This is a genomic window from Tessaracoccus sp. ZS01, from assembly GCF_022342445.1.
GTDB lineage: Bacteria > Actinomycetota > Actinomycetes > Propionibacteriales > Propionibacteriaceae > Arachnia.
In genome coordinates, this window is the sequence record NZ_PQFE01000017.1 from 1 (window position 1) to 20073 (window position 20073).

29 protein-coding genes and 1 pseudogene are annotated in these 20073 nt (G+C 68.7%); 22 read left to right on the forward strand and 8 right to left on the reverse strand.

Going from position 1 to position 20073, the window contains the following annotated elements:
• Positions 1-436 precede the first annotated feature (436 nt).
• Positions 437-868 carry an arsenate reductase ArsC gene (locus tag C3E87_RS12260; RefSeq protein WP_076063320.1) on the reverse strand — a complete coding sequence of 144 codons (432 nt, stop codon included), beginning with the start codon at positions 866-868 and terminating at the stop codon, positions 437-439.
• Positions 869-1034: 166 nt separating this feature from the next.
• On the opposite strand from C3E87_RS12260, the gene C3E87_RS12265 reads away from it, so the two are divergent.
• Together C3E87_RS12265 and C3E87_RS14965 are read left to right on the forward strand one after the other, a co-directional pair.
• On the forward strand, positions 1035-1535 hold the full coding sequence (locus tag C3E87_RS12265; protein ID WP_076063322.1) for an NUDIX hydrolase: 501 nt from the start codon (positions 1035-1037) through the stop codon (positions 1533-1535).
• A gap of 36 nt (positions 1536-1571) precedes the next feature.
• Positions 1572-1670: pseudogene (locus C3E87_RS14965) on the forward strand (YtoQ family protein); the annotation flags it as partial.
• 111 nt (positions 1671-1781) lie between these two features.
• Here the strand turns inward: C3E87_RS14965 and C3E87_RS12270 are convergent.
• Positions 1782-2009, reverse strand: a complete 228-nt coding sequence (locus tag C3E87_RS12270) for a hypothetical protein (protein ID WP_143571035.1) — start codon at positions 2007-2009, stop codon at positions 1782-1784.
• A gap of 42 nt (positions 2010-2051) precedes the next feature.
• Here C3E87_RS12270 and C3E87_RS14970 point away from each other — a divergent pair, with 42 nt between their 5' ends.
• The 5 genes from C3E87_RS14970 to C3E87_RS12295 all read left to right on the forward strand — a co-directional run bounded on the left by C3E87_RS14970 (position 2052) and on the right by C3E87_RS12295 (position 4982).
• Entirely contained in the window at positions 2052-2339 is a 288-nt protein-coding gene (locus C3E87_RS14970) for a hypothetical protein (protein ID WP_233120801.1), read from the forward strand.
• On the forward strand, positions 2297-2605 hold the full coding sequence (locus C3E87_RS12280) for an N-acetyltransferase (protein ID WP_233120802.1): 309 nt from the start codon (positions 2297-2299) through the stop codon (positions 2603-2605). The genes C3E87_RS14970 and C3E87_RS12280 overlap by 43 nt, the downstream gene beginning before the upstream one ends.
• 4 nt (positions 2606-2609) lie before the next feature.
• Positions 2610-3056: a VOC family protein gene (locus tag C3E87_RS12285; protein WP_076063324.1), complete on the forward strand. Its 447-nt coding sequence runs from the start codon at positions 2610-2612 to the stop codon at positions 3054-3056.
• 65 nt (positions 3057-3121) lie between these two features.
• Positions 3122-3601, forward strand: coding sequence for an ASCH domain-containing protein (locus tag C3E87_RS12290; protein WP_076063326.1), 480 nt, complete (start codon positions 3122-3124; stop codon positions 3599-3601).
• A gap of 91 nt (positions 3602-3692) precedes the next feature.
• Entirely contained in the window at positions 3693-4982 is a 1290-nt protein-coding gene (locus C3E87_RS12295; RefSeq protein WP_233120803.1) for an MFS transporter, read from the forward strand.
• 10 nt (positions 4983-4992) lie between these two features.
• Here C3E87_RS12295 and C3E87_RS12300 read toward each other — a convergent pair whose 3' ends face one another.
• The 3 genes from C3E87_RS12300 to C3E87_RS12310 all read right to left on the reverse strand — a co-directional run bounded on the left by C3E87_RS12300 (position 4993) and on the right by C3E87_RS12310 (position 7078).
• Positions 4993-5454 (reverse strand): ATP-binding protein, encoded by a 462-nt coding sequence (locus C3E87_RS12300; protein ID WP_076063330.1) that lies wholly within the window; start codon positions 5452-5454, stop codon positions 4993-4995.
• 76 nt (positions 5455-5530) lie between these two features.
• Complete coding sequence (locus C3E87_RS12305) at positions 5531-6730, reverse strand: MFS transporter (protein WP_076063333.1); 1200 nt, start codon at positions 6728-6730, stop codon at positions 5531-5533.
• Between the two features lie 3 nt (positions 6731-6733).
• The gene (locus C3E87_RS12310) at positions 6734-7078 is read right to left on the reverse strand and encodes a metalloregulator ArsR/SmtB family transcription factor (protein ID WP_083665644.1); all 345 of its coding nucleotides are present in this window, start codon (positions 7076-7078) and stop codon (positions 6734-6736) included.
• Between the two features lie 184 nt (positions 7079-7262).
• Between C3E87_RS12310 and C3E87_RS12315 the strand changes: the two genes are divergently transcribed.
• Positions 7263-7967, forward strand: a complete 705-nt coding sequence (locus tag C3E87_RS12315; protein WP_233120804.1) for a class I SAM-dependent methyltransferase — start codon at positions 7263-7265, stop codon at positions 7965-7967.
• Between the two features lie 3 nt (positions 7968-7970).
• On the opposite strand, the gene C3E87_RS12320 is transcribed toward C3E87_RS12315, so the two are convergent.
• The gene (locus C3E87_RS12320; protein WP_076063335.1) at positions 7971-8378 is read right to left on the reverse strand and encodes an SRPBCC family protein; all 408 of its coding nucleotides are present in this window, start codon (positions 8376-8378) and stop codon (positions 7971-7973) included.
• A 106-nt stretch (positions 8379-8484) separates the two neighbouring features.
• Here C3E87_RS12320 and C3E87_RS12325 point away from each other — a divergent pair, with 106 nt between their 5' ends.
• From C3E87_RS12325 to C3E87_RS12370, 10 genes are all read left to right on the forward strand, one after another.
• Positions 8485-8823: a helix-turn-helix transcriptional regulator gene (locus C3E87_RS12325; RefSeq protein WP_076063338.1), complete on the forward strand. Its 339-nt coding sequence runs from the start codon at positions 8485-8487 to the stop codon at positions 8821-8823.
• Between the two features lie 20 nt (positions 8824-8843).
• A complete protein-coding gene (locus tag C3E87_RS12330) occupies positions 8844-9329 on the forward strand; it encodes an SRPBCC domain-containing protein (RefSeq protein WP_076063340.1) in 486 nt (161 codons plus the stop codon).
• A 150-nt stretch (positions 9330-9479) separates the two neighbouring features.
• Entirely contained in the window at positions 9480-9749 is a 270-nt protein-coding gene (locus C3E87_RS12335) for a hypothetical protein (protein WP_076063342.1), read from the forward strand.
• Positions 9750-9843: 94 nt separating this feature from the next.
• Entirely contained in the window at positions 9844-10482 is a 639-nt protein-coding gene (locus tag C3E87_RS12340; protein WP_076063344.1) for an NUDIX hydrolase N-terminal domain-containing protein, read from the forward strand.
• A 10-nt stretch (positions 10483-10492) separates the two neighbouring features.
• Positions 10493-10651, forward strand: a complete 159-nt coding sequence (locus C3E87_RS12345) for a hypothetical protein (protein WP_158069085.1) — start codon at positions 10493-10495, stop codon at positions 10649-10651.
• Positions 10648-11274: a YdcF family protein gene (locus C3E87_RS12350; protein ID WP_076063346.1), complete on the forward strand. Its 627-nt coding sequence runs from the start codon at positions 10648-10650 to the stop codon at positions 11272-11274. Before C3E87_RS12345 ends, C3E87_RS12350 begins: the two co-directional genes overlap by 4 nt.
• Positions 11275-11299: 25 nt before the next feature.
• Positions 11300-11641, forward strand: a complete 342-nt coding sequence (locus C3E87_RS12355; RefSeq protein ID WP_076063348.1) for a helix-turn-helix transcriptional regulator — start codon at positions 11300-11302, stop codon at positions 11639-11641.
• Positions 11638-12111 (forward strand): SRPBCC domain-containing protein, encoded by a 474-nt coding sequence (locus tag C3E87_RS12360; protein ID WP_076063350.1) that lies wholly within the window; start codon positions 11638-11640, stop codon positions 12109-12111. Before C3E87_RS12355 ends, C3E87_RS12360 begins: the two co-directional genes overlap by 4 nt.
• 84 nt (positions 12112-12195) lie before the next feature.
• On the forward strand, positions 12196-12768 hold the full coding sequence (locus C3E87_RS12365) for a DUF664 domain-containing protein (protein ID WP_076063352.1): 573 nt from the start codon (positions 12196-12198) through the stop codon (positions 12766-12768).
• Between the two features lie 9 nt (positions 12769-12777).
• Positions 12778-14520 carry a SulP family inorganic anion transporter gene (locus tag C3E87_RS12370; protein WP_076063354.1) on the forward strand — a complete coding sequence of 581 codons (1743 nt, stop codon included), beginning with the start codon at positions 12778-12780 and terminating at the stop codon, positions 14518-14520.
• Here C3E87_RS12370 and C3E87_RS12375 read toward each other — a convergent pair whose 3' ends face one another.
• Positions 14521-15003 carry a DUF4395 domain-containing protein gene (locus tag C3E87_RS12375; protein WP_076063356.1) on the reverse strand — a complete coding sequence of 161 codons (483 nt, stop codon included), beginning with the start codon at positions 15001-15003 and terminating at the stop codon, positions 14521-14523.
• A 215-nt stretch (positions 15004-15218) separates the two neighbouring features.
• Here C3E87_RS12375 and C3E87_RS12380 point away from each other — a divergent pair, with 215 nt between their 5' ends.
• Positions 15219-15920, forward strand: coding sequence for an MOSC domain-containing protein (locus C3E87_RS12380; protein WP_076063358.1), 702 nt, complete (start codon positions 15219-15221; stop codon positions 15918-15920).
• Between the two features lie 92 nt (positions 15921-16012).
• Positions 16013-17791, forward strand: coding sequence for a bifunctional UDP-sugar hydrolase/5'-nucleotidase (locus C3E87_RS12385; protein ID WP_076063360.1), 1779 nt, complete (start codon positions 16013-16015; stop codon positions 17789-17791).
• A 39-nt stretch (positions 17792-17830) separates the two neighbouring features.
• Here C3E87_RS12385 and C3E87_RS12390 read toward each other — a convergent pair whose 3' ends face one another.
• Positions 17831-19108, reverse strand: coding sequence for an MFS transporter (locus tag C3E87_RS12390; RefSeq protein ID WP_233120806.1), 1278 nt, complete (start codon positions 19106-19108; stop codon positions 17831-17833).
• 124 nt (positions 19109-19232) lie between these two features.
• Between C3E87_RS12390 and C3E87_RS12395 the strand changes: the two genes are divergently transcribed.
• The gene (locus C3E87_RS12395) at positions 19233-19730 is read left to right on the forward strand and encodes a hypothetical protein (RefSeq protein ID WP_076063362.1); all 498 of its coding nucleotides are present in this window, start codon (positions 19233-19235) and stop codon (positions 19728-19730) included.
• Between the two features lie 36 nt (positions 19731-19766).
• Positions 19767-20042: a hypothetical protein gene (locus C3E87_RS12400; RefSeq protein WP_076063364.1), complete on the forward strand. Its 276-nt coding sequence runs from the start codon at positions 19767-19769 to the stop codon at positions 20040-20042.
• Positions 20043-20073: the final 31 nt, after the last annotated feature.

Sequence of the window (20073 nt, forward strand, 5' to 3'; positions counted from 1 at the left end):
GGTCGTGGTCTTCCCCACCCCTTTGGGCCCGTCAACCGCGATCGCCGGAACCTGCCCGAACAGCTCATCCAACTCGTCATCCAGAATCCGGCGCGCATACTCCATGCCCGAACCATACAAGAAGCAGGATCTGAATCAGTCAATTAGCACGGCATGAATCAGACAGATTGCTAGCTCGCTCATCGGCATGTGCGGACGTCTCGACTCGGCATGAGCGCGAAACATCACGGCCATCCCTGAACTCCATCCGGGACCCAAGCATGTGGGAACCTGGCGCCGCCAACACAGCGCCGCAAGAGCCACTCCCTACTTTTGACCAATCACCCCCGGAGCGTCCCGATCTACAAATTGCCGAGCGCAGAAGTCCAGGGTGAAGCACGGCCCGAGGGTCCACTCCTCATCCGGTCGTCCGCATCGCAGGTGTGCGGCCCAGAAGTCAGGCGACTTCGGCCGGTGTGGGATGCACTTCGACGCCCAACTCGGTGAGCAACTCAGTGATGCGGCGGCGGATGTCGTCGCGGATGGGGCGCACGGAGTCGACGCCCTGGCCGGCCGGGTCATCGAGCGTCCAGTCCAGGTACGTCTTGCCCGGATAGAACGGGCACGCGTCGCCACAGCCCATGGTGATCACGACGTCCGAAGCCTCCACGGCCTCGTCGGTGAGGATCTTGGGCTTCTCCTGCGAGATGTCGATCCCCTCCTCCAGCATGGCATCGCGCACGGCCGGGTTGATGGAGTCTGCGGGGGCGGATCCGGCGGAGCGGACCTCGACGGCGCCGCGGGAGAGGTGCTGGGCGTACGCCGCGCCCATCTGGGAGCGGCCTGCGTTGTGGACGCAGACGAAGATGACGGAAGGCTTCTTGGTCACGAGGGTTCCTCTCGGGATGGCTCAACTGGTCGTCGAGATGCTGTGAGCACTGTCAAAGTACCGCCAAGAGGGTCGTCGATGATGATCCAGCACTCATGGGCTTCCCCGGCCATCGTCGAGCGCACGCACGGGGCCCCGTCGTCGAGGCGGATGGTAGGTTCCGATCGTGAGCGAGGACATCCGTGACTGCGGTTACGACGACGACGGGCTCTGGTTCCGCTACCGCGCGGCAGCCGTCATCCTGCACGACGGTCATGTGCTGATGGCACGCAACCAGAGCAACTCCTACTACTACTCCATCGGCGGCGGGGTCCACCACGGGGAGAGCGCCGTGGAAGCGGTGCAGCGGGAAGTCCTCGAAGAGACCGGGGTCCGCATGGAAGTGGACCGTTTGGCGTTCATCCACGAGAACTTCTTCCGCGACACCGAGACCGCCGCCCTCGACGGGCGTCAATGTCATGAGTTGGCGTTCTACTTCCTCATGAAGTACGACGCGAGCATGAAGCTCAGCACTGAACCGAGCCTGACCAGGCTCGGCGACATCGAGTGGCATGAGTGGATCCCGATCAGCCAGTACGGGGTGAAGGCGGTCATGTACCCGCCCTTCTTCGCTGACGAGTTGGCGGCCATCGGTCCCGACCCGAAGTGGATCACGAGCCGCGATTAAGGCACGCGTGGCGATCTTGGGGCCGCCGGGCTCGACGCCGGCTATTGCGCCGCCCTGGGGAAGCCCTACGTGACCCTCCATGACGCCGACATCATCCATCCGCTCAAGGAGGTCGACTCCGAGGCCCAGGCCTGGTGCACGACCACCGTCGCAGAGCCAGCGGTCAGCGGTCGATGTGAGACGGGCCGTTTCTGGCACAACGCTCGAGCCATCGTCGTTGTGTCAAGAGTGACACCGCAGACGGTGTCAGATCCGCCACCATCCAGCGGCGCGAACCCGTTCAGTCAGATGTGCTTCGACGGCGGCTCGTGCAGTCAGGGGGGTGGCGCTGCACACCTGCGGGGCGGCACCGTCGTTGTCAGTGCTGGTGCCGCGGCGCTGCGATATACCCACCGCCGCCAACCCGCCCAACATCAGCAGGGCGGGGAGCCACCACATCGCGGCGGGGGCCTGGTACACCTCCGACGCGACCATCGCCGTCGATTGGCGGGCGACCTCCCTCGTTATCCTGACCGGGTGCCTGAATTCGCCGAGTATCAGCGCCGCCCTGCGGACCTGCTGGACATCGACGTGGAGATTGGGCCCATGACGGCAGACGACATCGAGCAATGCGCACAACTCGCGGCCGCCAGAGAACGAACGGACATGGCCCGCTGGCGGGAGAGCTTCCAACGCAGCCTGGACGCATCGGGCCAGCTGGTTCTCGTGGCGCAGCGGGCGGGAGTTTCGTCGGATACGGCAAGGCCTCACACCTGGAACCCGTGCGCGCTGGCGGCCGGGGGGCGCCGGACGGCTGGTACCTGACGGGCGTCGTGGTCGACCCAACCGTTCGACGCGGCGGCGTCGGCCTTCGACTGACCGAAGCTCGCCTCGAGGCGCTCAGGGTGAGGGGAACCGAGACGGTCTGGTACTTCGCCACGGCGAGGAACACCGTCTCGCTCGACCTCCACCGTCGGCTCGGTTTCCGCGACGTGACGCGCGAGTTCTCGATCTCAGGCGTGAGTTTCGACGGCGGGGAAGGCGTGCTGAGCCGCTGGGACGCCACACACGCCCCGGACATGCGAACATGACCGCATGTCCACCAAGACGCAGCTGGTAGTCGACTGTCACTCCCCCACCCTTCTGCTCCCCTTCTGGGCGGCCGCGCTGGACTACGTGCCGGCAACACCTCCTGAGGGCCACGACAGCTGGCGGGACTACTACCTCGCCATCGGCGAACCCGAGGAGTCCCTCGGGGATGGCGACTGCTGTGACCGCCTCGTCGACCCCACCGAACGGGGGCCTGCCGTCTGGTTCCAGGTGGTGCCCGAGTCGAAGTCGGTCAAGAACCGCCTCCACCTCGACCTGTTCGTGACGGACGGCTCGCTTCCCTGGGCCGAACGTCGAGAGCAGTTGGAGGACGTGGTCGCGCGGCTGACCGCCCTGGGCGGCACGATCCGCACCCCCATCCCCTCCACCGAGGCGGAGCACTTCGCCTGCGGGATCAACGACCCCGAGGGCAATGAGTTCTGCCTCGTGTAGCCGTAGACCGCCCACGCCTCCGCCGACGGCTGCCCCCAGGCGCAACAGGCACGTACCCTGGCCTCATGGACGTCAACGAGTTCTGGGAACGGGCGCGCCAGGGGGCCCAACTCAACCCCATTCAGGAATGGATCGGCCCACGGGTCTCCGGCACGGTGCCGCCCGCGGCCTGGGCCTTCGGCGAGGACGCCGAGACCGCAGACCGGATGGCCCACGAGGTCGCCGTCGGCGCGAAGACGACGAACACCAGCCTCCTGTGGCAGTACGAGGCCGAGGGAGCGCAACTCCCGGAGAAGGGCGACCTCAGCATCATCCTGGACGGCAGCGAGCAGCCCCGCGCGCTCATCATGACGACCGACGTACAGGTGCTGCCGTTCGACCAGGTCGACGAGGGGCTGCTGCCCGACGAGGCGCCGTTGGCCGGCTGGCGCCAGACCCACGAGGACCTCGCCCGGGCGGCAGACGACGGCAGCCACCCGTTCGCGCCGGACATGCCGGTGGTGCTCGAGCGCTTCGAAGTGCTCTACGCGCTCCGCGCCGACTGATCGCACGGGGCGCCGCCGGGCCCGAGCGAGCGGCGGCACGACGCCGGGCCCAAGGTTGGACATTCCCCCGACGCTGGAGTTGACTTGGGCGGTGCATCGCCGCCCCCGCAACCCCATGATCGCGACCCTCCTCGGGCTCCGCGGCAACGGCCGCGCCTCCGTCTACACCGAGCCCATGTGGGGCCTGTCGATGATGCTGGTGCTGCCCTACGCGTCGGTGTACATGCTGGCGCTGGGCGTGCACGACGCGCAGATCGGCCTGCTCGCCACGATCTCCATGCTCTCCCAGGTGGTGTTCGGCCTCCTCAGCGGCGTCATCACCGACAAGCTGGGCCGTCGCATGACCACCGCCGTCTTCGACATCATCGCCTGGGTGATCCCCTGCCTGGTGTGGGCGCTCGCGCAGAACTTCTGGTGGTTCCTGATCGCATCCATCATCAACGGCGCCTGGCAGGTCACCCAGAACTCGTGGGACTGCCTGCTCGTCGAGGACGTGGATCGCGCCGAGATCCCCAAGGTCTACTCGCTCGTCAAGGTCGCCGCCGAGTTCTCCGCGCTCTTCGCGCCCATCGCCGCCCTCCTCGTGGCGAACCTGGGCATGGAATACGCCGTGCGGATCCTCTACCTCAACGCGTTTGTGATCATGGCCCTCAAGGTGTGGCTCCTCTACCGCTACACGACGGAGACCGCGACGGGCCGCGTCCGCATGCAGCAGACCCGGGGCGTCAGCATGTGGAGGCTGCTCTCCGAATACCGCGGCGTGCTCGGCCTGATCCTGCGCTCCAAGGGCACCATCTTCTCGCTGTGCGTGGCGGCCATCGTGGGTGCGGTCACGCTGGTCAACGGCACGTTCTGGCAGGTGGTCATCAACAAGGAACTGGGCGTCCCCGACGCGCTGCTGCCCTTCTTCCCGATGGTCCGCTCGCTGCTGTCGGTGCTGTTCTTCTTCACGATCATCCCGCGGCTCACGCACGCCAAGCACCTCAGGTCGCCCACCCTCATCGGCTTCGTGGTGTACCTCGCGGGCCAGTTCCTGCTCGTGGGCATCCCTTCCCCGGACGGGGCGGCCGTCGCGTCCACGTATGCGCTGCTGGCCGTGTGCCTGCTGCTCGACGCGTTCGGCGCCGGGATCCTGTTCATGCTGGCGGAGTCGCTGGTCGCGCTGCACGTCGACCGGCACGAACGCTCCCGCGTGATGGCGATCCAGCGCACCGCCGTGATGCTGGTCACCGCGCCGTTCGGTTGGATCAGCGGTTGGCTGTCGAGCATGGACCGCGACTGGCCGTTCCTGCTGACCTCGGCGCTGTTGGTGCTGGGCCTGGTCGTCGCGGGCCGTTTCTGGGTCACCACCCACGAGGAAACCGCCCCGGCACAGCCCTAGCCGCACCCGCTCAGCGTCGGATGGTCAACGGACCTTCGTCTGCGGTCGGCGGTTGGAAGTGATCGAAATACTGCGCCGCGACGTCAGGTGCCAACGCGAAATCGTCGCCGTGGGCCAGCGCCCTCGCCCGGATGCGGTCGAGGCAAGTCTGCCTGTCCGTGGCCAGGTAGATGACCTCCGGCACGACCCCGTGGGGAGCCAGCAGTCGCCGCCAGTCGTCGCGCATGGCCCTGGACCAGAACGAGAAGTCCAACACGACGTCGCGCCCCTGGGCGACGAGCTCCAGCAGTCGCCGTCGGAGATGGGCGTCGATGTCGGCGTGGTCGTCCGCAGGCAGCGGCATCGTTCGCAGCCCGCGGTCCCAGGCTTCCTGGTCGAACGAGAGCCGCGCCATGCCCTCGGCCTCGAGCTCGCGCGCGACGGTGGACTTACCGGACCCGGCGGGCCCACACATGGACACGACGCGAGACATGCCGACACCTTAACCGGTCACTTTTCCAGCAGCGCCACGAGGACGCCAGCCACCTCCACCGCGGGGTCGGGATGCGTCAGGAGTCTCGTCGCAGGATCCGCCGGTGAGCCAGCAGGACAACCGCGGCAACGGCCACCGCGATCAGACCACCGGCGAGGAAGGTGCGGCCGACGAACAGGGCGGCCAGCGCTCCCGCGAGGGGGTAGGTGAGCCCCCACCACAGGTGGCTCCAGGCGAAGTGGGCGCCATAGACCCGTCCCTGGGCCGACGCCGGCGTGCGCTCGGCGATGAGGGTCTCGGTGGGCAGGTTCACCCAGTTCTGGCCGACGCCGGCCATCGCCCAGAGCGCGACCAGCCCCGCGTAGGGCGTCAGGTCGGCGGGCAGCACCGCGACGGAGGTCAGCACGGCGCCGACGGCGATCCAGCGCACCAGCGAAACCCCGACGAGGTGCGCGACGGCCAGCGAGGCAAGCGTCGCTCCAAGCCCGTAGGCCGCCATGACCCATCCGAAGTGCGCGTCGGTGAGGCCCAGACCGTCCTGGACGCGGGCGACCGTGACGGTCAGAACGAGGGCACCGGAGATCGCCGCGACCAGCTCCGCGAGCAGCGCGAACCGGATATGGCCGTCGCGCCACAGCCGGGAGGTGCCGTCGCGGACATCGGTCCACGTGGTTGTTGACACCTCGTGGTGCTTGACCCTGATCGGCCCCAACGTGAGGACGAGGAAGGCCGCGAGCCCGAAGAGGCCACCGATGACCAGGAACAGCGAGCGCCCACCCAGGCCCAGCGCCGCCAGACCGCCGAGGCCCGGACCGACGATGCCGAACACCTCTGTGGTCGCCGCCGAGAGGGCGAAGGCCGCACGCGCATGCAGGGGTCCGGCGACGAGAGGCACCGTCGCCTGGTTCGCCGGCGTGAAGAAGGCGGTGAACCCGTTGGCCACCACCATCAGGACGTAGACCTGCCACGGCGCCGTGACCCAGAACATGAGGCCGACCGCCACCATCCGGCCCACGTGGCAGCCGGCCAGCAGGAGTCGTCGGTCGACCCGGTCGGCGACCACTCCAGCCACCGGGCCGAGCGCGACGAAGGCCGCCACGCGCAGCGTCAACGCGATGGCCACCACCACCGGCGCCTGCGCCGGACCCTCGAGTTCCACCGCGACCAGGGCCAGGGCCACCCACAGGATGGCGTCGCCCAGCTGACTCACCGACTGCGCCCCGTAGAACCTCGCGAACCGCGGATTGCGGAGCACCGTCACCATGCTGGAGCTCATGCGTCACTCACTCGCGTGGTCGTGCGGAAGGTTGCCGGCGAGGTGCTCGGCGTGCCCCAGCGCCTGGGTCAGCATGTCCGCGACGTGGATATTGGTGAGGCGGTAGTGGACGTGGGCGCCGTCCCGGCGCGCCGTCAGCAGGCCGGCCTGTCGGAGCACCGCCAGCTGCCGGCTCACCGTGCTCTGGGGTCGACCGCACCTCTCCACCAGTTCGCCGACACTCAACTCAGCCCGGAGGAGCGCCACCATCAGCAGCAGCCGCGTCGGGTCCGCCATCGCGCGGAAGAGTCCCGCGGCGACGTCGAGTTGGTTGGCGGCCGGGGGGAAGGCAATCTCGTGACGTTTCACGGGACACATCATATTCACACATCCGGATATCCAGATACGCGGAGCGGATGGTCCCGCAGCGTAGAGACCCGACGCAATGGCAGGGTGGTCCCATGCCTTCCATCCAGACGCTCAGCGAAGGGGACAGACGCCTCCTCGCCCGCTGGGCCCCCACCTGCGCCCAACACGTCCTCAGGGGAGAACAGTGAGCGGCTACGACGACTTCGCCGCCGCCTACGCCGAAGAGAACGAGGCCAGCCTGCTCAACGCGTACTACGAGCGCCCCGCGATGTTGGGCCTCGCCGGCGACGTGCGCGGCCGCCGCATCCTCGACGCGGGCTGCGGCGCCGGCCCGCTCTTCGCGGCGCTGCGCGAGCGCGGGGCCGAGGTCGCGGGTTTCGACGCGAGCGCCGGCATGCTTGAACTCGCGTGCCGTCGGCTCGGGCCGAATGCGGACCTCCGGCAGGCGGATCTGGGCGAACCCCTGCCGTACCAGGACGAGGAGTTCGACGACATCGTCTGCTCCTTGGCGCTGCACTATCTGCGCGACTGGGCCGAGCCCCTCCAAGAATTCCGACGGGTCCTCGAGCCCGGAGGGCGGCTCCTGCTGTCGGTCAACCACCCCCTGGCGTACGCCCTCGACGAGGGCAGGTATTTCCCGATCGTCGAATGGCCGATGGAGGTGGAACTGGCCGGGACGCCGGCCACGCTCATGACCTGGCACCGGCCGCTGCACGCCATGGTCGAGGACTTCACGACGGCAGGTTTCCGCATCACCTCCATCAGCGAACCGCCCGTCTCCGACGACACGCCGGAGGAACTCCTGCGTCAGCCGGACGGCAGGCCGATTCCCCGTCGCTTCGTCTCGTTCCTCTTCTTCGCCCTCGAGAGGGTCGCCGATCAGCCGTGAGCCCTAGCCCCGACGAGCCGCCGGGCCCTCGACGATCTCCTTCAGCCTGGTGAGGTCATCGGCCACCATCTGGCAGTCGCGCTCGAACTCCTCGTCGCTGAGATCCAGTTGCCGCACGGTGAAGACGACCTCCGCCCCATCCGGGTGGGCCAGCACCCTCAGCGGGTTGTGGACCACCTCCCCTGACGGCAGCGTCACGTCGTGGTCCAGCACGCCGTACTCGTTCCTAGCCACGAACTGCACCTCGACGCGGCCCATGGGTGAATCGACGACGACGGTGCCTGCGTGCCGCTCGACCTCCGCCTCGGCCAGGCCCGCCGCCCAGAGCGGCAGCTTGTCCAGGTCTGAGGCGAACTCGTAGACGCTCTCCGGCGAAGCCTTGATGACGCGGCTGAGGTGGCGACTCTCCATGGGCCCAGCCTGTCACCTGCTGAGGGTTCGGATGCAGCGGCACCGAAAATCAGTCCTCGTCCATTTCGCCCCTTGACATACAACCAGATGGTTGTAGATTGGTGTCATGGCTGAGACGGACGAGGATCGCGCAGATGCGCTGTTCCACGCGCTCTCGGATAGGACCCGGCGCGACATCCTGCGCCGCGTCCTCGCCGGTGAGCACTCCGTCTCCGTCCTGGCAGCGAAGTACGACATGAGCTTCGCGGCCGTCCAGAAACATGTCGCCGTGCTTGAACGCGCGGGCCTCATCACCAAGCGCCGCCAAGGGCGCGAGGCCCTCGCAAGCGGCGACTTCGAGGCAGTGAGATCAGTCGCCTCCATGCTCGACGAGCTGGAGGACATCTGGCGCGGACGCGTGGCGCGGATCGACGACCTCCTGCGTGAATCCCCAGGCACCCACTGACCGTCCCCGAGGAGGACACCATGCCTGTCACCGACATCTCCCGTAATCTCGACGAACACAGCCTGACGCTCACCGCCGAGTTCGCCGCACCCGTCGAACGACTCTGGCAGATCTACGCAGATCCTCGCCAGCTCGAGCGGGTCTGGGGCCCGCCCGGATACCCCGCCACGTTCGTCGATCACAGCCTCACGCCCGGCGGCCGCATGAACTACTACATGACCAGCCCCGAGGGCGAGCGTTTCCACGGCTACTGGGACATCAAGGAAGTCAACGACGGCCAGAGCTTCCGCTTCCTGGACGGCTTCGCCAACGACGACTTCACCCCGCAAGAGAACCTCCCCGTGGGCGAGAACACCTTCCGCTTCGAGTCCACCGACGGAGGGTCGAGGCTGGTGGCCACCACCGTCTACCAGTCGGCCGAGGATCTGCAGACCGTGCTGGACATGGGCATGGAGGAGGGCGCCACTCAGGCGGTCAACCAGATCGACGAGCTGGTTGCTGCCTGAAACTGGAGGGAGGTTCCTGCCACATCCCGCTAAATGCGCTCGATGTGGCAGGAACCTCCCTCGATATTTCGGCACTCGGGCCCAGCCCGCCGGTCGACCTCTACCCCCAAGGGGGAGGCGACCAGTCAACGCCCCTTGTCAGGGTGGAGCATGAGCACTGATGACATGGCCCCAGAGAACTTCGTAGACCCCGATCAGGACAACGAACTGCTCGCGCAGCGGATCGACGACGCGGCGCGCGAGCACCGCGAGGTGATCCGTGAGGATCTCAGCACCCAGGATCTCATCGACGAAGGTGAGGACGCGGCCGACATGACTCCCGACAACCTGGAGCGTCCTGTCGACGACGCCCTGCACCTGGATGAGCCCGGTGAGGAGACCATCGAGGACCGCATCGCCCAGGAGGAGCCCGATCTCTGATCATTCGCTGACTCACGACAGGATCAGCCAGGCCATCGACCTTTGCCTGTAGCCCCGCGCCGAGGCGGACACACAACCCGCTACGGTCGGAGGCATGAACACGGCGTCCCAGGACCTGCACCGCATCGCTATGGAGCTCACCGCCATCTCGGAGAGCGCACTGGCCTACTGCACGGACGAGTTCGACATCGAGCGGTTCCATCGGGTGGCGGAGATCGGCCGCGACCTCCTGCAGATGGTGTCGCGGGATGAACTCCCGCCGTTCGACCGGGAAGTGGCTTCGACGGCCGGCTACACCACGCCGAAGATCGACGTGCGCGGCGCGGTGTTCGACGACGAGGGCCGCGTCCTGCTGGTCCGCGAGATCCTCGACGACGACCTCTGGACGCTCCCCGGCGGGTGGTGCGACGTGGGTGAGACGCCGCGCGGTTCCATCGAGCGCGAGGTCTTCGAAGAGGCCGGCGTCGCCGTGCGGGCCGGGCACCTGGCCGCCGTCCTGGACCGCGAGGTCTGGGGGCACCAGCCGCCGCTGGACCACCACTGCTACAAGATGCTGTTCGTCTGTGAGGCCCTCGCCCCCGTCGACCTGGCCTACACCAGCGACGAGACCAGCGAGATCGGCTGGTTCGCCGTCGACGCGCTGCCCGAGCTCTCGGTCTCCCGCATCCTGCCGGAACAGATCGCCCTGCTGCACCGCCACTGGCAGAACCCCGGCCCGGCGACGCTGGATTGAGCAGGGCGACATGAGGGGCAGCCGATTCCTGGAATCGGAGCCGATCGACCGGCTCTACGAGTGGTTCGCCACCGAGACCGCCCTCGACGGCAGCCCCCTCGGCTGGGCGCGGGCCCACGGCCGCTCCGTCCGCTGGGCCAGGCTGCACCGGCCTAGGCTTGCCGCATGAAGCGATGGGTGTCGGTGGCAGTTGGCATGGGCACAGCCCTGGTGGCGCTACCCGAGGTGGCCCACTGCTGGGCCAGCACCCGCAACTACGGCCGGCCACGCACCGGCCCGAAGACCACCGAGGCCCTCATCGTGCTCGGTTGCCCCACCCACCCCGACGGCTCCCTCCACCCGCTGCAACGGTGGCGCGTCGACATCGCCGTGCGCACCATGAATCCCCGCGTCACGATGGTGGTCTTCACCGGCACGACGGCGAAGACGGGGACCAGCGAAGCCTCGGCCATGGCGGCCTACGCACAGTCCCAGGGCATCCCCGGCAGCCTCATCGTGCTGGAGGAGGAAGCCCTGAGCACGTGGCAGAACCTGCAGTTCTCCGCACCCCTGGTGGGCCACCACGACGTGATCCGTCTGGTGTCGGACCCCATGCACGCCTGGCGCGCCCGCCAGTTCCTGCTGCGCCAGGACCCGGCGATGGCCGCGAGGCTCGCCCCGGCCGACGACTTCCGGCCCCTCGAGCGCTGGCGGTGGAAGCTCCGCACCATGGTCTACGAGGTGGTCGCCCGCTACCGCGAGTGGCGCAACCCGCGCCTCCCCGCCACGTCCTGGAGGACCATTGACAGGTGACCAACTAGTCACCTAATGTTCCGGTATGGACGACGACCTGGTGTTCAAGGCGTTGGCGGATCCCATCCGCCGGCTCCTCCTTGACGCCCTCTTCGAGCGGGACGGCCGCCCGCTCGGTGAGCTCGAAGAAGTCGTCAACGAGCACGTCGAGATGACGCGCTTCGGAGTCGCCAAGCATCTCCGCGTCCTCGAAGCCGCCAATCTCGTCACCCCCGTCCGGCGGGGACGCCAGAAGCTGCACTTCCTCAACCCCGTGCCCATCCAGCAGATCCACAACCGGTGGATCGGCAAGTACACCGGCCGCGCGGAGATCGCCGCGGGCCTCCTCCACCTCAAGCACCGACTCGAACCAGAGGACGAATCATGAGCGACCTGCAGGTCTACACCATCTACATCAAGGCCCCGAAGGCCACCGTCTGGGAGGCCATCACCACTCCGGAGTACACGCGCAAATGGGGCTACGGCGGCGACGTCGACGTCGATCTCACAACCGGCGGCCGCTACCGCAACCTCTCCACCGACGAGATGAAGGCCATGGGCATGGGCGAGGTCGCCGTCGAGGGTGAGGTCATCAGCGTCGACGCGCCGAACCGCCTCGAACTCACCTGGCAGCCCACCTGGCACCAGGACCTGGAGCCCACCCGCCTCACCTGGGAACTCACCGAGTACCCGGGCGGCCTCACCAAGGTGGTCCTCACGCACGACCTGAGCGCGGCACCCGGCACCGGCGCCGAGTTCGCCGGCGGGCACGACCCCGCGCAGGGTGGAGGCGGCTGGCCGTGGGTGCTCTCGGACCTCAAGAGCCTGCTGGAATCCGGAAGCAACATGTCCGCTTGATCCCCGTCCCCGGGCAGGCCTTTCCTGCCCGGGGATACCCCTCAGGGCCTACCGCCGGCACCGCGTGCGGCTTAGGCTGCTGTCATGGCCGACGAAGACCTCACCCCCTGGGAACCGCCGCTGGCGGGCACCGATGTCGAGCAGCTCCTCGGCTCGCTCGACCGCATGCGCTGGACGTTCCGGTGGAAGGTCGACGGCCTGGATTCCGCGGCCCTCAACACCAGGATCGGCGCCTCCATCCTCACGCTGGGCGGCCTGATCAAGCACCTCACCCAGGTGGAGGCCACCAAGTTCACCTGGGCGATCGACGGCAGCCACCCGGGTGAGCCGTGGGCGTCGCTGGACTTGTCCAGCGAGGATGAGCGCAACTGGCCGTTCACCTCCGCCGCCGATGACTCCCCCGAGGAGCTCTACGCCAACTATGACGCCGCCGTCGCCCGTTCCCGCCAGAAGATCGCGGACCTCCTCCTCGACGGCGACCTCGACCAGACCGTCCACCTCGGCCGGGTCTGGGGCGTGGAGATGACACTGCGCCGCATGCTGCACGACCTCGTCGAGGAGTACTCCCGCCACACGGGGCACGCCGATCTCCTCCGCGAAGCCGTCGACGGTGTCGTCGGCGAGGATCCGCCCGAAGGCTGGCGTCCTGAGCGGTAGATTCCGGCCATGGGCGACACGCGGCGTGGCTGGGAGAGGTTCCTCCCCGGTATCGCGGTGCTGCGCCGCTACGAGCGTCCGTGGCTGAGAGGCGACCTCGTCGCCGGCATCACAGTGGCCGCCTACCTGGTCCCCCAGGTGATGGCCTATGCAGCCATCGTGGGCCTCCCCACCGTCGCGGGGCTCTGGGCGATCCTCATCCCGCTGGCGGTCTACGCTGCCCTGGGTACCTCCCGCCAACTGTCCATCGGCCCGGAAGCGTCGACGGCGTTGATGACGGCCGCCGGGATCGCCGCCCTCGTGGGTGCGGTGGGCCCTGAACGACACGCGGACGTGGCCGCGATCCTCGCCATCGCGGTCGGTCTGGTCTGCCTCGCGGGCTGGCTGCTGAGGCTGGGCTTCCTCGCCGACCTCCTCTCCCGGCCGGTTCTGGTGGGCTACATGGCCGGCATCGGCGTGTTGATGATCCTCAGCCAACTCGGCAAGGTCACCAAGCTGGACGTCTCCGGCGAGCGGCCCGTCGACGAGGCCTGGTCCTTCCTCACCCAACTGCCGCAGGCCCATCTCCCGACGGCGGCCCTGGCCCTCGTCCTGCTCGTGCTGCTGTTCCTCGCCCGCAGGTTCTTCCCCACCGCCCCCGGCCCCCTCATCGCGTTGCTCCTCGGCGCGGCCGCCGTCGCGTTCTTCAACCTGCAGCGCTTCGGCCTCGAGACCATCGGCCCGGTCCCCAGCGGCCTGCCCGCTCCCCGGGTGCCCGCGCTCGGCGACCTCTCCGTCTGGGCGCTCTTCCCCTTCGCTCTGGGCATCGCCGTGGTGGGCTACACCGACAACGTGCTCACCGCCCGGGCCTTCGCGGTGAAGCGCCGGGAGCGCGTCGACGCCTCCCAGGAACTCCTCGCCCTCGGCACCGCCAACGTGCTGACCGGATTCCTCCAGGGCTTCCCCGTCTCGTCGAGCAACTCGCGCACGGTCCTCGGCGACGCCGCCGGCTCGCGCACCCAACTCCACTCGCTCGTCGCGCTCGCCAGCGTGGTGGCGGTGCTCCTGTTCGCCGGCTCGGTGCTCGCCTCCTTCCCGACGGCGGGGCTGGGCGCGCTGGTCATGTACGCCGCCACCCGCCTCGTCGACCTCCCGGAGATGCGCCGCATCGCCCGCTTCCGCACCAGCGAGCTCATCCTGATGCTGGTCACCATCGCGGCCGTGCTGGTCACCGGCATCCTGATCGGCATCGGCATCGCCATCGGGTTGTCGATCCTCGACCTGATCCGCCGCATCTCGCGTCCCCACGACGGCGTGCTGGGCTACGTGCCCAAGCTGCCCGGGATGCACGACGTGGACGACTACCCCGACGCCCGGCAGGTGCCCGGCCTGGTGGTCTACCGCTACGACTCGCCGCTGTTCTTCGCCAACGCCGACAATTTCCTCGCCCGCGCGGAGAACGCGGTCGAGACGGCGGAACAGCCGGTGCACTGGTTCCTGCTCAACGCGGAGGCCAACACCGAATGGGATCTCACCGCCGTCGACACCCTCGAGCTCCTCCGCGAGAACCTCGAGGCCCGGGGCATCTCGTTCGCGATGGCGCGCGTGAAGCAGGAGACGCGGGATCAGCTGGAGCGCACGGGCTTCATCGACAGGGTGGGCGACGACCGCATCTTCGCCACGCTCCCGACGGCGGTGCAGGCCTATGTGCGGTGGTACCAGGCGACTTTCGGGGCCGCGCCCGAGGGGCTTCCCCCGGCTGCGCCCGTGTGATCAGGCCTGACGCGGCGCCCAGATGTCGGCGCAACTCGTGCAGCTGTCCTGGCGCACCACGCCGGCCCGGATCAGCTGGCCGTACAGCCAGCAGCCGGCGCAGAAGCCGAGGACGGATTCCAGGAAGGCGAACAGCACCAGCACCCCGATGAGCACCGACGCGGCCGGCGCCAATCCGAGCGCGGGGCCGAGCAGGGAGGCGACGGTGGTGACGGCCAGCCCGATGCCCTGCGCGAAGCGCTTCGGCGGCCCAGACACCAGCACCGGCTCCCCCAGCCTCGGCGCGACCACCTTGGTGGCGAGGAGCCCGAGGGGGCTGAAGCGCGGACCGGACAGCACGCGGAGCAGGAAGCCCACGGCCATGAACGGGACGAGCCACTGCCAACCGGTGGCGAGCACCAGCACGGCCGACGCACAGACACCGGCGGCGACGACGCGCGCCGCCTTCTCATTGACCGGGTCAGGGAATCCGATGATGCTCATGGACGTGGAGCCTAAGCGGACGGACCGCGCCTGTCCTAGCCCGTCTGCTGAGGGCGGAAAACCCCCGCCCGCGGAATAAAACTCAGGAACGCACCCGGCGCTGGTGCAGCGCCCGCACGAGCGCGGCCTCCGCCAGTTCGACGGCGCGGCCCAGGAAGCGTCGATCCCCTGCAGACAACATGACCAGAAAGCCACCCCGCGCCTATCGTGAGGGCATGGATCTCCTCGCCCGAGTCAACGCCGTCCGGGTGGGCCGCGCGCAGACCCACGTCTGGGACGGCCGCGAGGTGCGCAGCGCCGCCGTGAAGCGCCCGGTCGACGGCCCGGTTCGCCTCGGCCCGCTGGGCTTCGACGGCGACGCGCAGGCGGACACCGCGGTGCACGGCGGCCCGGAGAAGGCCGCGCTCCTCTACGCCGGCCACCACTATCCCCGCTGGGCCGCCGAACAGGGCCTCACCCTGCCCGACGGCGGCTTCTTCGAGAACGTCACCCTCGGCGACCTCACCGGCTCAGGCCCCGACGAGACCACCGTCGTGCTGGGCGAGACGTGGCGTCTCGGCGGCGCCGTCGTGCAGGTGAGCCAGCCGCGCTCCCCCTGCTGGAAACTGGCGCAACGCTGGGGCGTCAAGGACCTCGTGCTGCAGGTGCAGGAAACCGGCTGGTCCGGGTGGTACATCCGGGTCCTGGAGCCCGGGATCGTGGCCGCCGGCGATGCCGTCGAACTCCTGGAACGCCCCGCGGAGCCCACCGTCGCCGAGGTGGCCCGCGTCATGAACCGCGACAAGAAGGATCTCGACGGCGCCCGCCGCCTCCTGCGCTCCGAACTGCTGCCCCCACGGTGGCGCGAGCGGCTGGAGAAGAGGCTCGCCGGGCACCCGGAGGACGACACCGCCCGCACCCAGGGAACGAGGGCGTGAAGGTTGGATGAATTCCCGCTGACGAGGCCGGGAAGTGAGCCTGGGCGAGCTTACGCTGCGAGGGTCCCGACCCCTGTCTCACAAGGAGAAACATGCGCACTCCCATCGCGCTCGCGGCCGCCGTCGCGCTCGGCGTCACGCTCGTGACGCCCGCCACGGCCGCACCCAATCCGCGCAGCGAGCAGACCACCCAGGTCACCGTCCTCGCCACCTCGGACGTGCACGGCAACGTGCAGAACTGGAACTACTTCTCGAACCAGCCCTACAGCGAGCGGGCGGGCCACGAGATCGGCCTCGCGCAGGTCTCGAGCATCGTGGAGTCTGTGCGCGAGGAGCGCGGTGCGGACTCCGTGTTCGTCGTCGACAACGGAGACTTCCTCCAGGGCACCCCGCTGACCACGTACTACGCCAAGCAGGAGCCCATCACCGTCACGGGCGACACGCACCCCATGGCGGACGCGTTCAACCACATCGGCTACGACGCGCAAAACCTGGGCAACCACGAGTTCAACTACGGCCTCGACCTGCTCGACGCCTACATCGACGAGGCGGCCCACCCGGTGCTGGGCGCCAACGTCGTCGACGCCGAGACCGGCGAGCCCGCCTACCAGCCGTTCGAGCTGGTCACGCGCAAGGTGAGCGACAACAAGCCCGTCACCATCGGCTTCCTCGGCCTGACCACTCCCGGCTCGATGATCTGGGACAAGGCCATCCTCGAGGGCGAGGTGCGCATCACCGACATGGTGGACGCCGCGCAGTACTGGGTGCCGAAGGTCCGCGAGGCCGGCGCCGACATCGTCGTGGTGCTCAGCCACGCCGGCGTCGGGCTGTCCAGCTACGACACCGAGGCCACCGGCCTGGGCGACGAGAACCCGGCCGCCGACATCGCCCGCGAGGTGCCGGGCATCGACGCCATGGTGCTCGGGCACACGCACCGCGACGCCCCGGTCCAGCGCATCACCAACGAGGTCACCGGCCGCGACGTGCTGCTCACCCAGCCTCGCTGGTGGGCCTCCGGCGTCAGCGACCTGACCTTCGACCTGCAGAAGGTCCGCGGTCAGTGGACCGTCGTCTCTGCCGACGCGGCTCCCATCTACTCCCGCGACTTCGCCCCGGACGAGGAATTCCTCGCCGAACTCGAGGACGCCCACACCACCACCGTCGACTACGTGAACACCATGATCGCCACCTCGCTGGCCGAGCTGCCCGCCACCGAGAGCCGCTACCGCGACACCGCGATCATCGACTACATCCAGATGGTGCAGACGCAGACCGTGCAGCAGGCGCTGGCCGGCACCGAGCACGGCGACCTTCCCGTGCTGAGCATCGCGGCCCCGTTCAGCCGCACCGCGGTGTTCCCTGAAGGTGACGTCACCATCCGCGACATGGCCGGCCTCTACATCTACGACAACACGCTGGAGGCCGTCGTGATGACCGGCGCCGAGATCCGTGACTACCTGGAGTTCTCCGCCAAGTACTTCGCGCAGCTGCCCTCCGGCGCCACGTTCGATCCCAAGCTCCACACCTCCGTCGTCCACGACGGCCAGCAGGTGTGGGACTACAACTACGACATCCTCTCGGGCGTCGACTACGAGATCGACCTCACCCAGCCGGTGGGATCGCGCATCTCGGACGTCACCCTCGACGGCGTGTCGGTCGCGGACGACCAGCAGTTCGTCGTCGCGGTGAACAACTACCGCCGGAGCGGCGGCGGCAACTTCCCGCACATCGCTTCGGCCCCGGTCGTCTACAACGAGATGCAGGAGATCCGTCAACTGCTGATCGACTGGGCGGTGGCCAACCAGGTCATCGACCAGAGCCAGTTCTTCCAGGACAACTGGCGCCTCGTGATCGACGGCGCCCCCGTCTGAGCATGACCCGCGGGGTGGGGCCGGCCGAGGTGGCCGGTCTCACCCCGTCGTCGTTCCTGCGCGGTAGCGCCGGAAGGCCGGGAACAGCAGCGCGGCGACGGCGAGGCCGACCAGCACCAGAAGCCCACCGCCGCCCGTGGCCCAGGCCGGGCCGACGGCCTCCGCGGCGCCACCGTGCACCACGTCGGCGATGCGGGGCCCACCGGCCACCACCACGATGAAGACACCCTGGAGCCGCCCGCGACGGGCGTCGTCCGTGGCCGCGAGGAGGATGGTCTGCCGGAAGGCGGCCGAGGCCATGTCGGCCGCGCCCCCGACGACGAGGGCCCCCAACATGAAGGCCAGCATCGCGTTCGGTGCCCACGGCGCCAGCCCCACCGCCAGCCCGGCAACGGTCATCGCGACTCCCCACACTGCCACCGCCCACAGCACAGCGGCGCCCTGGCGCTGGACGCGCGACACCCATCCGCCGAACACCCCGCCCAGCACCGCTCCGGCGGGGATGGCGGCGAACAGCAGCGCGAACTCCGTCCCGCCCTCGGTTGGGCCCCCGAACGCCACGTGCGCGATCTCCGGGAACAGCGCGCGCGGCATGCCGAACACCATCGCGATGAGGTCCACCAGGAAACTCAGCAACAGGATCTTGTGGCCGGTGAGGTAGGCCAGGCCCTCCCAGACGGAGCGCAGCCCGGGGGCGCCCTGGGGGTTGTCGACGGGCAGCGGGGGCAACTTCCACACCGCATAGAGCGTCGCGAAGAGCGTGAGGGTGTCCGCGAAGTACAGCCAGGAGTAGCCCAGCACCGGGATGAGGGCCCCGCCCACGAGCGGCCCCGCGATCGCGCCGGCCGACATCACCGTCATGTTGAGCGCGTTGGCGGCGGGTAGCTGGTCCTCGGACAGGAGCTTCGGGAGGATCGCCGTGCGGGTGGGCTGGTTGATCGCGAAGAACGCCTGTTGCACGGCGAACAGCACCAGCAGCAACCAGACGTTGCCCATGCCGAGGAAGGCCTGGAGCCAGAACAGCGCCGAGGTGACGACCATGCCCAGCGTGGTGACCTCCAGCAGGAGCCGCCGGTCCAGGTGATCCGCCAAGGCACCACCCCAGAGCCCGAACACCACCAGCGGCACGAGCCCGAACAGGCCCGTGAGCCCCACCATGCCGGAGGATCCGGTGATCGAGTAGATCTGCGCGGGGACCGCCACGACGGTGAGCTGGGCGCCGATGACGGTCACGATGTTCGCCGTCCACAACCGCCGGAAATCCGGCGTCCGCAAGGGTCTGGTGTCCGCGAACAGGCGGCGCAACCCTGCCACCATGCTCACCGTACGGCCACCGTTCTCTCCACGACGGCGAGGGTACAAGGTGCAGTAGTCTGAAGCCGAAACGGAACCAAGATGAGATGGGGCTACTGACATGGATTTCCGCAGAACACTCGCTGCCGTGGCACTTTCCGGTGTGATCCTCACCGGCTGCACCGGGGCCGGAGAAGAGGGCCCGACGCCCGATTCGTCGGCGACCAGCACGACGGCGGTCACCGCAGACGGCCAGTCGCCGTCGGCAGAACCCATGGAGAGCTCCACCCCCGCGGTGGAACCGTCGCCCATTGCGCACGGTGAGCGCGAGGAGATCCCCGCCCTCGGCGCCGAGGAGGCGGGCATCGCCGCAGACGTCAAGCTCGAGGAATGCGGCCTCGAGGCTGGCCCGGTGGAGGCAACCGGCACCGTCACCAACACCGCCGACGAGGCCCGAGACCTCGTCGTGGCCGTCATCTGGCTCGGCAAGGACGGCAGCGGCAGCTCGCTGTCGGTCAAGGTGTTCCAGGAAGCGGCTGTTCCTGCCGGGGAGACCCTCGACTTCACGCTCGAGACCGAGATCCCCGACGCCGCCAGCCGCTGCGTCCTCAACGCACGCTCGGCACCGGCCGGCACGCTCGGCTGAGCCGGGCACCGGAGGGACGCCATGACGAAACACCACATGAGGCTCGAGTTCACCATCGACGTGGTGGACCCGGAAGGCGCGAAGGCGATCGGTAGGCAACACCTCGCAGACCGCGTGGACGCCGCCACGATGCGCGGCGAGGACATCGGCTACCAGGGCGAGCAGACGCCCGGGGCGGATCTCGACGCCCTGTTGGCCCAGTCGCCCAATGTGGTGGCGTCGATGGCCGTCGCAGAGCTGTTGCGCCGGGGCGCGGAGACGATGCCCCAGGTGCGGCTGACCAACGTGTCGATGACGCACCTCGACACCTGACCCACCGAATTCGACCCGTCAACAGAACCGC

Coding starts and splice junctions, on each gene's coding strand:
- C3E87_RS12335 (WP_076063342.1), top strand. CDS start 9,480: ATGAGCACTGATGACATGGCCCCAGAGAACTTCGTAGACCCCGATCAG.
- C3E87_RS12325 (WP_076063338.1), top strand. CDS start 8,485: ATGGCTGAGACGGACGAGGATCGCGCAGATGCGCTGTTCCACGCGCTC.
- C3E87_RS12320 (WP_076063335.1), bottom strand. CDS start 8,378: ATGGAGAGTCGCCACCTCAGCCGCGTCATCAAGGCTTCGCCGGAGAGC.
- C3E87_RS12370 (WP_076063354.1), top strand. CDS start 12,778: ATGGGCGACACGCGGCGTGGCTGGGAGAGGTTCCTCCCCGGTATCGCG.
- C3E87_RS12300 (WP_076063330.1), bottom strand. CDS start 5,454: ATGTCTCGCGTCGTGTCCATGTGTGGGCCCGCCGGGTCCGGTAAGTCC.
- C3E87_RS12360 (WP_076063350.1), top strand. CDS start 11,638: ATGAGCGACCTGCAGGTCTACACCATCTACATCAAGGCCCCGAAGGCC.
- C3E87_RS12375 (WP_076063356.1), bottom strand. CDS start 15,003: ATGAGCATCATCGGATTCCCTGACCCGGTCAATGAGAAGGCGGCGCGC.
- C3E87_RS12400 (WP_076063364.1), top strand. CDS start 19,767: ATGAGGCTCGAGTTCACCATCGACGTGGTGGACCCGGAAGGCGCGAAG.
- C3E87_RS12380 (WP_076063358.1), top strand. CDS start 15,219: ATGGATCTCCTCGCCCGAGTCAACGCCGTCCGGGTGGGCCGCGCGCAG.
- C3E87_RS12285 (WP_076063324.1), top strand. CDS start 2,610: ATGTCCACCAAGACGCAGCTGGTAGTCGACTGTCACTCCCCCACCCTT.
- C3E87_RS12340 (WP_076063344.1), top strand. CDS start 9,844: ATGAACACGGCGTCCCAGGACCTGCACCGCATCGCTATGGAGCTCACC.
- C3E87_RS12390 (WP_233120806.1), bottom strand. CDS start 19,108: ATGGTGGCAGGGTTGCGCCGCCTGTTCGCGGACACCAGACCCTTGCGG.
- C3E87_RS12330 (WP_076063340.1), top strand. CDS start 8,844: ATGCCTGTCACCGACATCTCCCGTAATCTCGACGAACACAGCCTGACG.
- C3E87_RS12365 (WP_076063352.1), top strand. CDS start 12,196: ATGGCCGACGAAGACCTCACCCCCTGGGAACCGCCGCTGGCGGGCACC.
- C3E87_RS12305 (WP_076063333.1), bottom strand. CDS start 6,730: ATGAGCTCCAGCATGGTGACGGTGCTCCGCAATCCGCGGTTCGCGAGG.
- C3E87_RS12290 (WP_076063326.1), top strand. CDS start 3,122: ATGGACGTCAACGAGTTCTGGGAACGGGCGCGCCAGGGGGCCCAACTC.
- C3E87_RS12350 (WP_076063346.1), top strand. CDS start 10,648: ATGAAGCGATGGGTGTCGGTGGCAGTTGGCATGGGCACAGCCCTGGTG.
- C3E87_RS12385 (WP_076063360.1), top strand. CDS start 16,013: ATGCGCACTCCCATCGCGCTCGCGGCCGCCGTCGCGCTCGGCGTCACG.
- C3E87_RS12270 (WP_143571035.1), bottom strand. CDS start 2,009: ATGGTCGCGTCGGAGGTGTACCAGGCCCCCGCCGCGATGTGGTGGCTC.
- C3E87_RS12345 (WP_158069085.1), top strand. CDS start 10,493: ATGAGGGGCAGCCGATTCCTGGAATCGGAGCCGATCGACCGGCTCTAC.
- C3E87_RS12355 (WP_076063348.1), top strand. CDS start 11,300: ATGGACGACGACCTGGTGTTCAAGGCGTTGGCGGATCCCATCCGCCGG.